The organism is Burkholderia sp. GW821-FHT14F03 (assembly GCF_058803765.1).
The window spans coordinates 88,924-100,349 of sequence record NZ_JBXAPG010000016.1; the positions used below are offsets into that span (position 1 = coordinate 88,924).

Consider the following 11,426-nt stretch of genomic DNA (forward strand, 5'->3'; position numbering starts at 1 on the left):
CAGAGGACGGTCAGGGGCCGCCCGGCGTCAGGCGGCGAAGCGTTCCACGCGAAGCGCGGCGAGCGTCTCGGCCGGCACGCGGTGCGCGTCGCCGCCGAGATAATCCGCCACCACTTTAGCAGAGCCGCATGCGAGCCCCCAGCCGGCGGGGCCGTGGCCCAGGTTCACGTACACGCGTGGATGCGGGGTCGGACCCACGACCGGCAACCCGTCCGGCGACAGCAGCCGGATGCCTTGCCACGCGCGCGCGGCGGAGATCCGCGCCGCGCCGGGGATCCAGTCGTGGGTGGCCTGGCCGAGCAGCGCGAGCGCCGCTTCCGACAGCGGTTCGGCGAGCGGGCGGCTCGTGTCCTTCATGCTTTGCAGCACCGCGCCGCCGCCGATCCTGAGCCGCTGGCTCATGCGCGTCATCGTGATGCGCTTGATCGAATCGACGATCGCGAGGCGCGGCGCGTGTTCCTCGTAGGCGATCGGCGCGGTCAGCGTGTGCAGCCGCACCGGATGGAGCGGCAGATGCACGCCGAGCCTTTCGAGCAGCGCGAGGCTGCCGACGCCCGCGGCGACCACGATCGCGTCGGCCGAGATCACGTCGACCTCCTTGCCGCGCGTGGCGCGCGGGTCGCCGGGCTCGGGCGCGAGTTCGACGGCCGCGCGGGCCGTGTCGGTGCGGATCGCGGTGACGGCGCGGCCGAGCCGGAACTGCACGTCGTGTTCGTCGAGCACCTGCTTGACCAGTTTCACGAAAAGGGGGCAGTTCGCGGTGCGCTCGCCCTCGAACAGCACGCCGCCCGCGAACGGTGGATCGAGCGGCATCGAGGGTTCGAGCGCCGCGCATTCCTCGGGGCTCAGCACCTGGTGCGGCATCCCGAGCGTGCGCAGCAGCTCGAGCACGGGCTGCGCGTGCGTCCATTCGCGCGCGTCGCGCACCACGTGCAGCACGCCGCTCTTCTGTTCGAAGTCGAGCTGGAAACGGGCCTCGATGTCCGCGATCGCGTCGCGCGACGCGTCGACGAGCGGCCGCAGCTTCGCGTAATGGGCGGCGAACGCGTCCGGCTCGTTGAATTCGCCGAGGCGGCGCACGAAGCGCCGCAGCGGGCCGTTCAGGCCGGGCTTGTAGACGATGCCGCTCTTCAGCGGGCGGCGCTGCCGCATGAAGGTCGGCCCGAACCAGACGTCGAGCGGCGTCGGCAGCAGTGCGCCGCCGTGGCCGTAGGTGGCGCCCTGCGCGACCGTCGCGTGACGGTCGACGACGCACACGCGATGGCCGGCCGCGCGTAACTGATAGGCGGTGGCGACGCCGCCGATCCCGCCGCCAATGACGATGACATCCATGCTTGATTCGATGACGGGCGCGCATGCGGCCCGATGGGTAAGCTTCGAGGCGGGCCGCGAACGACCCGGTGAAGCGCGCATGATAGCGCCAAATGTCGCCGCCGACGGCGCGGGCGGGGTCGCGCACCGTCGCGAAGCGGGTCTGCAGGGCGGCACTTCCGGGTATAATTGCGGTCTTCTTTTCGCCCCACGTCGCCAGCTTGCGCGACTCATCGACGTCAGTCCAGCCCATGGCTCACTTCTCGTGTTTTCCCGGCGCTTCGGCCCTTTCCGATTTCCGTCAAACCCGCCTGCTCGACACGCTCAAGCAAATCGACGGCGATATCGTCGCGATCCGCGGTCAGTTCCTGCACTTCGTCAATGCGCATGAGCCGCTGCCGGCCGACGACGCGGCCCGCGTCGAGGCGCTGATGCACTACGGCGCGCCGTTCGAACCGGCGGCCGAGCGCGGGGCGACCGAGACCTTCGTGGTGGTGCCGCGGTTCGGCACGGTGTCGCCGTGGGCGAGCAAGGCGACCGACATCGCGCTGCACTGCGGGCTGTCGCGGGTGCGCCGCATCGAGCGCGGCATCGAGTTCACGGTCACGCTCAAGAGCGGCCTGCTCGGCGTCGGCGGCAAGAAGGCGCTGTCCGCCGAGGCGCGCGTCGCGGTGATCGCGGCGCTGCACGACCGCATGACGGAAAACGCGATCGCGGCGCGCGACGACGCGCGCCACCTGTTCGACGAACTGCCCGCGAAGCCGCTCGCGACGGTCGACGTGCTGGGCAGCGGGCACGCCGCGCTCGAAGCGGCCAACGCCGAACTGGGCCTTGCGCTCGCCGCCGACGAGATCGACTACCTGGTCGACGCGTTCCGCAAGCTCGAGCGCAACCCGACCGACGTCGAACTGATGATGTTCGCGCAGGCGAACAGCGAGCACTGCCGCCACAAGATTTTCAACGCGCAGTGGACGATCGACGGCGACGCGCAGGACCTGTCGCTGTTCCAGATGATCCGCAACACCGAGAAGCTGAACCCGCAGGGCACGATCGTCGCCTATTCGGACAACTCCTCGATCATGGTGGGCGCGCAGGCCGAGCGCTGGTTCCCGCGCGGCGCGTCGCAGAACGGTCCGGCCGAGCGCTATGGCCGCCACACCGAGATGAGCCACACGCTGATGAAGGTGGAGACGCACAACCACCCGACCGCGATCTCGCCGTTCCCGGGCGCCGCGACCGGCGCGGGCGGCGAAATCCGCGACGAGGGTGCGACGGGGCGCGGCGCGCGCCCGAAGGCGGGCCTCGTCGGCTTCACGGTGTCGAACCTCGATCTGCCGGGCGCGCGCGAAGGCTGGGAAAACGACCGCGACGCCGCGCAGCCGCCGGCCGGGCGCAATCCGGACGCGGCCCACGGCCAGTACGGCCGCCCGGACCGCATCGCGTCGCCGCTGCAGATCATGATCGACGGCCCGCTCGGCGGCGCCGCGTTCAACAATGAATTCGGCCGCCCGAACCTCGGCGGCTATTTCCGCGTGTACGAGCAGAACGTCGGCGGCCAGAGGCGCGGCTATCACAAGCCGATCATGATCGCGGGCGGCATCGGCAACATCTCCGATCAGCACACTCACAAGCACGACCTGCCGGCCGGCTCGCTGCTGATCCAGATCGGCGGCCCGGGGATGCGGATCGGCATGGGCGGCAGCGCGGCCAGCTCGATGGCGACGGGCGCGAACACGGCCGAGCTGGACTTCGATTCGGTGCAGCGCGGCAACCCGGAAATCGAGCGGCGCGCGCAGGAAGTGATCAACGGCTGCTGGCAGCTCGGCGACACGAACCCGATCCTGAGCATCCACGACGTTGGCGCGGGCGGCCTGTCGAACGCGTTCCCCGAGCTCGTCGACGGCGCCGACAAGGGCGCGCGCTTCGAACTGCGCAAGGTGCAGCTCGAGGAGAGCGGCCTGTCGCCGCGCGAGATCTGGTCGAACGAGGCGCAGGAACGCTACGTGCTGGCGATCGCGCCGGCCGACCTGGCGCGCTTCGAGGCGATCTGCGTGCGCGAGCGCTGCCCGTTCGCGGTGGTGGGCGTCGCGACCGACGTGCGCCAGCTGCAGCTCGTCGACGACGATGCGCAGGGCGCGCATGCGTACCCGGTCGACATGCCGATGGAAGTGCTGCTCGGCAAGCCGCCGCGCATGCACCGCGACGTGACGCGCGTCGCGGTCGAGCGCGCGCCGGTCGAGGTCACGGGCATCGCGCTCGCCGACGTCGCCGCGAGCGTGCTGCGTCACCCGACCGTCGCGAGCAAGTCGTTCCTGATCACGATCGGCGACCGCACGGTCGGCGGCACCTCGGTGCGCGACCAACTGGTCGGCCCGTGGCAGGTGCCGGTCGCGGACTGCGCGATCACCGCGATGGACTACGCCGGTTTCCACGGCGAGGCGATGACGATGGCCGAGCGCACGCCGCTCGCCGTGATCGACGCGCCGGCGTCGGGCCGCATGGCGGTCGGCGAGGCCATCACGAACATCGCGGCGGCGCCGATCGCGTCGCTGGACAAGCTGAAGCTGTCGGCCAACTGGATGGCCGCGTGCGGCACCGCGGGCGAGGACGCCGCGCTGTTCGACACGGTGAAGGCGATCGGCATGGAGCTGTGCCCGGCGCTCGGGATCGGCATCCCGGTCGGCAAGGATTCCCTGTCGATGAAGACCAAGTGGGACGAGGCGGGCGTCGCGAAGGAAGTGGTCGCGCCGGTGTCGCTGATCATCTCGGCGTTCGCGCCGGTCGAGGACGTGCGCTGCCACCTGACGCCGCAACTGCGCCGCGTCGCCGACGCGGGCGACAGCGTGCTGATCCTGATCGACCTCGGCCGCGGCCGCAACCGGCTGGGCGGCAGCATCTTCGCGCAGGTCACGCAGCAGGTCGGCAACGACACGCCGGACGTCGACGACGCGGAAGACCTGAAGCGCTTCTTCACGGCGGTCCAGGCGCTCAACGCGCAGGGCAGGCTGCTCGCCTACCACGACCGCTCGGACGGCGGGCTGTGGGCGACCGTGTGCGAGATGGCGTTCGCCGGCCACGCGGGCGTGTCGCTCAACGTCGACATGCTCACGCTCGACGCCGATCACGCGTCGGACTACGGCGATGCGAAGGACTGGGCGAAGCAGACCAGCGGCCGGCGCGACGACCGCACGCTGCGCGCGCTGTTTGCCGAGGAACTCGGCGCGGTGGTGCAGGTGCGCGCGGCGGAACGCGACGCGGTGCTCGCGGTGCTGCGCGAGCACGGGCTGTCGACCTGCTCGCACGTGATCGGCAGCGTGAACGAGCGCGACGCGATCGAAGTGTTCCGCGACGCCAGGAAGATCTACGACGCGCCGCGCGCCGAGCTGCATCGCGCGTGGGGCGAGGTCAGCTGGCGCATCGCGCGCCTGCGCGACAACCCGGCCTGCGCGGACGCCGAATACGACACGCTGCTCGACACCGCGGATCCGGGCCTGTCGCCGGTGCTGACGTTCGACGCGCAAGAGGACATCGCCGCGCCGTTCATCGCCACGGGCGCGCGGCCGCGCGTCGCGATCCTGCGCGAGCAGGGCGTCAATTCGCATCTGGAAACCGCCTACGCGTTCGATCGCGCGGGCTTCGACGCGCACGACGTGCACATGAGCGACCTGCTCGCCGGCCGCGCGACGCTGGCGGACTTCGCGGGCGCGGTCGCCTGCGGCGGCTTCTCGTACGGCGACGTGCTGGGCGCGGGCGAGGGCTGGGCGAAGACGATCCGCTTCAATCCGCAGCTGGCGGACATGTTCGCGGCCTTCTTCGCGCGCCAGGACACCTTCGCGCTCGGCATTTGCAACGGCTGTCAGATGCTGTCGAGCATCGCGTCGATGATTCCGGGCGCGGAAGCCTGGCCGAAGTTCACGCGCAACAAGTCCGAGCAGTTCGAGGCGCGGTTGTCGCTGGTCGAGGTGCAGCCGTCGCCGTCGATCTTCTTCGCGGGCATGGAAGGCTCGCGGATCCCGGTCGCGGTTGCGCACGGCGAAGGCTATGCGGACTTCTCGCAGCAGGGCGACGCGAGCCGCGTCGCGGTCGCGATGCGCTATGTCGACCATCGCGGCGCGGCGACCGAGGCGTATCCGTTCAACCCGAACGGTTCGCCGGACGGGATGACCTCGGTGACGACCGCGGACGGCCGTTTCACGGTGCTGATGCCGCACATGGAGCGCGTGCATCGCACGTTGCAGATGAGCTGGCACCCGGACGACTGGAGCGAGGCGAGCCCGTGGCTGCGCGTGTTCCGCAACGCGCGTCGCTGGCTCGGCTGATGTCCATGCCGTCGCTGTCGCCGCGTGCGGCGGCGGCCCGCGCAGGCCAATAAAAAAAGCCGCTCCGGGGAGCGGCTTTTTGCTGTCCGCGCGAACGCGGACGGGTGCGGTCTTACTCGACCTTCGCTTTCTGGCGCAGACCTTCCTCGAACGACTGCAGCTTCTGCTGGACCAGTTGCTGCGCGATCTGCTGCTTGACCTGCTCGAGCGGCGGCGGCGCGATGCTGCGGATGTCGTCGACGCGGATGATGTGCCAGCCGAACTGGGTCTTCACCGGTGTATTGGTCATCTGGCCTTTCTGCAGCTGCTGCGCGGCCGAGGCGAACTCGGGCACGTAGGCCTTCGGATCGGACCAGTCGAGGTCGCCGCCGTTTTTCGCGGAGCCCGGATCCTTCGAATATTGCTTCGCGAGGTCCTCGAACTTCGCGCCGGCCTTGATCTTCGCGATCAGGTCCTTCGCCTGCTGCTCGTTGTCGACGAGGATGTGGTGCAGGTGATACTCACGGCCGCCCGCGCCTTTCACGAGGTCGTCGTAGCGCGCCTTCACCTCGGCGTCGGTCGGCTGGTTCTTCTTCAGGAAATCCTCGATCATCGCGCGCAGCACGGCGGTCTGCTGCGCGACGACGATCTGCGCCTTCACGTCGGCGCGGGTCGGGATCCCTTCCCGGATCGCTTCCTGCATCAGGATCTCGCGGTTGACGAGTTCCTGGCGCACGGCCTGCTGCAGCTGCGGCGAGTCCTGCTGACCTTGCTGGACGAGCTGCGCGACCATCGCGTCGGCGCGCGATTTCGGAATCGGCGTGCCGTTGACCACGGCGATGTTCTGGGCGAAAGCCGGAGCGGCTGCGAGAGCGGCCACCAGGGCCCACAGGCGGGGGGATTTCAGGATCATCGGGGATTCCTAATGAGACGATTTGACTTAATGAGAAGACACGTTGAATTCTTCGGGGGTGTAAGCAACGATCGCGAGCGCGTGAATACCGCGCTGCATCGCCTCGGCGAGCGCATCATACACCAGCCGATGGCGTGCGACGCGCGCCTTGCCGGCGAACGCGGCGGACACGATCGTTACCGTGTAATGGCCGCCCGCGGCGGCCCCCGCGTGGCCCGCGTGCTGCGCGCTGTCGTCGCGCACGTCGAGCGAGGCGGGCGCGAGCGCGGCCGCGAGGCGCGCCTCGATCAGCGCGATCCGTTCGGCGGGAGAGGCGTTCAGGAACGCATCGCTCATGTCATTCTTCCTTCAGGTATTTCGCGAGCCACAGGCTCTGCAGGATGATGAACACGATCATCGCGCCCGTCGTGCCGAACAGCTTGAAGTTGACCCACTGCGATTCGGTGAAGTTGTGCACCACGTACAGGTTGGCGACGCCGAGCACGGCGAAGAACAGCGCCCAGGCGAGGTTGAGCTTGTCCCATACCGGGTGCGGCAGCGTGAGCTGCTTGCCCATCATTTTCTCGATCAGGTTCTTGTTGAATGCATAGCGGGCGGCGAGCAGGCCGACCGCGAAAAGCCAGTAAAGCACCGTGGGTTTCCATTGAATGAATTTCTCGTCATGCAGCACGAGGGTCGCGCCGCCGAACACGACGATCACGCCGAGGCTCACCCACAGCATCGTGTCGACTTTCTTGTGGCGGAACGCCACCCAGGCGACCTGGGCGAGCGTGGCGACAATCGCGACGGCGGTGGCCGTGAAGATGCCCCATAGCTTGAAGGCGGCGAAAAACAGGATGATCGGGAACAGGTCGAACAGAAATTTCATGGCGATCGCAGCTGCGTGACGGGCCTGGGCGGCCCGCCACCGTTGTAGGGACCCCGCGCGCGGGCGGTTGCCGCCCGCTTACTTCTGCCCGGGTTGAGGCTCGAAGTTTAACGCAGCCGAGTTAATACAGTAACGCAGGCCGGTCTTGTCGCGCGGGCCGTCCTCGAAGACGTGGCCCAGATGCGCGCCGCACTGGTTGCAGCGCACCTCGACGCGCGTCATGCCGTGCGTGTGGTCCATCTTTTCCTCGATCACCTCGCCGTCGAGCGGCTTGAAGTAGCTGGGCCAGCCGCAGCCCGAGTGGTACTTCGCGCCGGATTCGAACAGCGCGGTGCCGCAGACGACGCAATGGTAGATGCCCGTGTCTTCGGTATCCGTGTATTCGCCCGTGAACGCGCGCTCGGTGGCCGCGTGCTGGGTCACCTCGTACTGCATCGGCGTGAGCCGGCGGCGCAGCTCGGCGTCGTCCTTCTGGTAGGGGTAGGCCTGGTCGTCTCGATCATGGGACATGGTTCGTCTCTCCTGGGGAAGGGGCTGGGCGCGCGAGCGCGCGCCCCGGGGTCACGACGAGCAGCTCACCGCGAGCGAGCCGGCCCAGTCCGGCGGCAGCGCGGCATACGCGTCGTATTCCGGCTGTTCGTCGAACGGGCGGCTCAGCACCTGGGCGAGGCGCTCGAGTTCCGAGAAATCGCGTTCCTGCGCGCGGCGGATCGCCGTCTCCGCGAGATGGTTGCGCAGCACGTACTTCGGGTTCACGCGGTTCATCGCGGCGGCGCGCGCCGCGTCGTCGCGCGTTTCGAGCGCGAGGCGCGCGCGGTAGCGCCCGGCCCACTGGTCGAACGCCTCGCGGTCGATGAACAGGTCGCGCACCGCCGCATCGGCATGCGGGTCGTGCTTCGACACATGCGCGAGCCGGCGGAACGTCAGCGTGAAATCGGCGCGGCCCGCGTGCATCACCTCGAGCAGCTGGTTCGAGAGCGCGGCGTCGTCGTCGTGCGCGTGTTCGAGCCCGAGCTTGGCGCGCATCGCGCGTTCTAGCGCGGGGCCGAAGTGTTCCGGGAAGCGGGCGAGCACGGCCTGCGCGTCGTCGACCGCGCGCTCGGCGCGCGCGTCCTCGTCCGATGCGTCGTGCTGCAGGCCGATCAGCGGCAGCAGCGCCTGCGCGAGGCAGAAGCAGTTCCAGTGCGCGATGCGCGGCTGCATCCGGTACGCGTAGCGGCCCTGCGAATCGGAGTGGTTGCAGATGTGGTTCGCGTCGAACGCGTCGATGAAGCCGAACGGGCCGTAGTCGAGCGTGACGCCGAGAATCGACATGTTGTCGGTGTTCAGCACGCCGTGGCAGAAGCCGACCGCCTGCCACTGCGCGACCAGCGCGGCCGTGCGCTGCATCACCGCGTCGAGCAGCGCGAGGTACGGGTCGTCGGCGTCTCGGCAGGCCGGGTAGAAGCGCGCGATCACGTGGTCGGCGAGCGCGCGCAGCAGGTCGGGGCGGTCGTTCGAGAAGAAGTGCTCGAAATGCCCGAAGCGCACGAAGCTCTCCGCGACCCGCGTGACCACCGCCGCGGTCTCGATTTCCTCGCGCGCCACGGGATGGTCGGAGCCGATCACGGTCAGCGCGCGGGTCGTCGGGATGCCGAGATGGTGCAGCGCCTCCGAACCGAGGAATTCGCGGATCGACGAACGCAGCACCGCGCGGCCGTCGCCCATCCGCGAGTACGGGGTGCGGCCCGCCCCCTTGAGCTGCAGCTCGTAGCGGCGGCCGTCGTGCCCGATCTCGCCGAGCCCGATCGCCCGGCCGTCGCCGAGCTGCCCCGCCCAGACGCCGAACTGGTGGCCCGAGTAGACGGTCGCGTACGGCTGCGACGCGGCGGGCCAGGCGCGCGTCGGGTTGCCGCAGAACAGCTCGGCGAAGCCGGGGTCGCGGCGCACCGCGGGGTCGAGCCCGAGCATGCGCGCGGCGTCGTCGGAGAAGCCGACCACGTAGGGCGCGGGCAGCGGTGCGGCGGGCAGGCGCGTCAGGAACTCGGCGCCGAGCGCGAGGAACGCGTCGTCGCGCGGCGCCGCGAGCGACGCGGCGAGATCGGGGAGGGTGGCCGACAGCGCGGCCTCGCTTCTGGAAAACGACATGTTGATCATATGAAAGTAAGCCGATATTGTAATTCCGCGCCGCGCGGGCTGCTTGGCCGCGCGGCGCGCCGCATGCAGCCGACCGATTCGCCGGATCCTCCTGGGAGAACAAGACGATGGGCAAGCCGTTGCTGGGCCAGATGATGGAAATGCCGCTGCTGGTGTCGTCGCTGATCGCGCACGCCGCGCGCCACGCGGGCGACGTCGAGATCGTGTCGCGGCGCATCGAGGGCGACCTGCACCGCTATACCTATCGCGACTGCGAACGGCGTTCCAAACAGCTCGCCCAGGCGCTGACCCGCCTCGGCGCGGGCCAGGGCGACCGGATTGGAACGCTGGCCTGGAACGGCTACCGGCACCTCGAAGCCTATTACGGCGTCGGCGGGATGGGCGCGGTCTGCCACACGATCAACCCGCGCCTGTTTCCCGAGCAGATCGCCTACATCATCAACCACGCGGCCGATCGCTACGTGCTGTTCGATCTCAACTTCGCGCCGCTGGTCGACGCGCTCGCGCCGCAGTGCCCGCAGGTGGAAGGCTGGATCGCGCTGACCGACGCCGCGCACCTGCCGGGCGGGGCGACCCCTTTCCTCTGCTACGAAACGCTGCTCGCGGCCGAGGACGGCGACTACGCGTGGCCGCTGCTCGACGAGCGGCAGGCGGTCGGGCTCTGCTACACCTCGGGCACGACCGGCAATCCGAAGGGCGCGCTGTACTCGCACCGCTCGACCGTGCTGCACGCGTGGGGCGCGGCGCTGCCCAACGCGATGGCGCTGTCGGCGCGCGACGCGGTGATGCCGGTCGTGCCGATGTTCCACGTGAATGCGTGGGGGCTGCCGTATGCCTGCCCGCTCGCGGGCAGCAAGCTCGTGTTTCCGGGCAAGGATCTCGACGGCAAGTCGCTGTACGCGCTGATCGAGGGGGAGCGCGTGACCTATTCGGCGGGCGTGCCGACGGTGTGGCTCGGCCTGCTCAACTACATGCGCGAGGCCGGCGTGCGCTTTTCGTCGCTCGATCGCACGGTGATCGGCGGCTCCGCGTGCCCGCCCGCGATGCTGAACACGTTCCAGGACGAATACGGCGTCCGCGTGATCCACGCGTGGGGGATGACCGAACTGTCGCCGCTCGGCACGCTCGCGACGCTCGACTGGGCGCAGTCGCAGCGGCCGCGCGAGGCGCAGCGGCGTCTGCTGGAGAAGCAGGGGCGGGTGATCTACGGCATCGACATGCGGATCGTCGACGACGCGGGCCGCGAGCTGCCGCACGACGGCGTCGCGTTCGGCGAGCTGCAGGTGCGCGGGCCGTGGGTGATCGACCGCTATTTCGGGGTGGATGCGTCGCCGCTCGTCGACGGCTGGTTCCCGACCGGCGACGTCGCGACCATCGACGCGGACGGCTTCCTGCAGATCACCGACCGCAGCAAGGACGTGATCAAGTCGGGCGGCGAGTGGATCAGCTCGATCGACCTGGAGAACGTCGCGATCGCGCACCCCGCCGTGGCCGAGGCCGCGTGCATCGCGTGCGCGCATCCGAAGTGGACCGAGCGGCCTTTGCTGGTCGTGGTGCCGCGGCCGGGCGCGACGGTGTCGCGCGAGGAGCTGCTCGCGTTCTTCGACGGCAAGGTCGCGAAATGGTGGGTTCCCGACGACGTCGTATTCGTCGACGAGCTGCCGCATACCGCCACCGGCAAGCTGCAGAAGCTCAAGCTGCGCGAGCGCTTCCGCGACCACGTGCTGCCGACGACACAGGGCGCCGCCTAGGCCCGGCGGCGGTCCGCCCCGGGACGCGATGGACAGCCCGAGGTGAATTGAACGATCGTTCTTTTTTGATGTATCCTGCCTCCTGTATTCCGACGCGCGGCGCTTGGCCGCGAGCGGCGCCCCCGGCCGCTCATGGACGCACGATCGCC

At 69.5% G+C, this 11,426-nt stretch carries 8 protein-coding genes; 2 read left to right on the forward strand and 6 right to left on the reverse strand.

Annotation, left to right across the window (positions count from 1 at the left end; genetic code table 11):
• Positions 1–27: 27 nt before the first annotated feature.
• Positions 28–1,332, reverse strand: a complete 1,305-nt coding sequence (locus AC1RQF_RS13325; protein ID WP_274002652.1) for an FAD-dependent oxidoreductase — start codon at positions 1,330–1,332, stop codon at positions 28–30.
• 230 nt (positions 1,333–1,562) lie between these two features.
• On the opposite strand from AC1RQF_RS13325, the gene purL reads away from it, so the two are divergent.
• A complete protein-coding gene (purL, locus tag AC1RQF_RS13330) occupies positions 1,563–5,630 on the forward strand; it encodes a phosphoribosylformylglycinamidine synthase (protein WP_492872225.1) in 4,068 nt (1,355 codons plus the stop codon).
• 112 nt (positions 5,631–5,742) lie between these two features.
• Here purL and AC1RQF_RS13335 read toward each other — a convergent pair whose 3' ends face one another.
• The 5 genes from AC1RQF_RS13335 to AC1RQF_RS13355 all read right to left on the reverse strand — a co-directional run bounded on the left by AC1RQF_RS13335 (position 5,743) and on the right by AC1RQF_RS13355 (position 9,517).
• Positions 5,743–6,522 carry a peptidylprolyl isomerase gene (locus AC1RQF_RS13335; protein WP_252984654.1) on the reverse strand — a complete coding sequence of 260 codons (780 nt, stop codon included), beginning with the start codon at positions 6,520–6,522 and terminating at the stop codon, positions 5,743–5,745.
• Positions 6,523–6,549: 27 nt separating this feature from the next.
• The gene (locus AC1RQF_RS13340) at positions 6,550–6,858 is read right to left on the reverse strand and encodes a BolA family protein (protein WP_274002655.1); all 309 of its coding nucleotides are present in this window, start codon (positions 6,856–6,858) and stop codon (positions 6,550–6,552) included.
• Between the two features lies 1 nt (position 6,859).
• Positions 6,860–7,390, reverse strand: a complete 531-nt coding sequence (locus tag AC1RQF_RS13345) for a septation protein A (protein WP_274002657.1) — start codon at positions 7,388–7,390, stop codon at positions 6,860–6,862.
• Between the two features lie 78 nt (positions 7,391–7,468).
• The gene (gene msrB / locus AC1RQF_RS13350; RefSeq protein ID WP_274002658.1) at positions 7,469–7,900 is read right to left on the reverse strand and encodes a peptide-methionine (R)-S-oxide reductase MsrB; all 432 of its coding nucleotides are present in this window, start codon (positions 7,898–7,900) and stop codon (positions 7,469–7,471) included.
• A gap of 51 nt (positions 7,901–7,951) precedes the next feature.
• Complete coding sequence (locus AC1RQF_RS13355; RefSeq protein ID WP_492872226.1) at positions 7,952–9,517, reverse strand: protein adenylyltransferase SelO; 1,566 nt, start codon at positions 9,515–9,517, stop codon at positions 7,952–7,954.
• A gap of 116 nt (positions 9,518–9,633) precedes the next feature.
• On the opposite strand from AC1RQF_RS13355, the gene AC1RQF_RS13360 reads away from it, so the two are divergent.
• On the forward strand, positions 9,634–11,277 hold the full coding sequence (locus AC1RQF_RS13360; RefSeq protein WP_274002661.1) for a 3-(methylthio)propionyl-CoA ligase: 1,644 nt from the start codon (positions 9,634–9,636) through the stop codon (positions 11,275–11,277).
• Positions 11,278–11,426 lie beyond the last annotated feature (149 nt).

Bases quoted from the DNA above. Each gene is read 5' to 3' on its own strand.
- AC1RQF_RS13325 (WP_274002652.1), bottom strand. From the start codon at position 1,332: ATGGATGTCATCGTCATTGGCGGCGGGATCGGCGGCGTCGCCACCGCC.
- purL (WP_492872225.1), top strand. From the start codon at position 1,563: ATGGCTCACTTCTCGTGTTTTCCCGGCGCTTCGGCCCTTTCCGATTTC.
- AC1RQF_RS13335 (WP_252984654.1), bottom strand. From the start codon at position 6,522: ATGATCCTGAAATCCCCCCGCCTGTGGGCCCTGGTGGCCGCTCTCGCA.
- AC1RQF_RS13340 (WP_274002655.1), bottom strand. From the start codon at position 6,858: ATGAGCGATGCGTTCCTGAACGCCTCTCCCGCCGAACGGATCGCGCTG.
- AC1RQF_RS13345 (WP_274002657.1), bottom strand. From the start codon at position 7,390: ATGAAATTTCTGTTCGACCTGTTCCCGATCATCCTGTTTTTCGCCGCC.
- msrB (WP_274002658.1), bottom strand. From the start codon at position 7,900: ATGTCCCATGATCGAGACGACCAGGCCTACCCCTACCAGAAGGACGAC.
- AC1RQF_RS13355 (WP_492872226.1), bottom strand. From the start codon at position 9,517: ATGTCGTTTTCCAGAAGCGAGGCCGCGCTGTCGGCCACCCTCCCCGAT.
- AC1RQF_RS13360 (WP_274002661.1), top strand. From the start codon at position 9,634: ATGGGCAAGCCGTTGCTGGGCCAGATGATGGAAATGCCGCTGCTGGTG.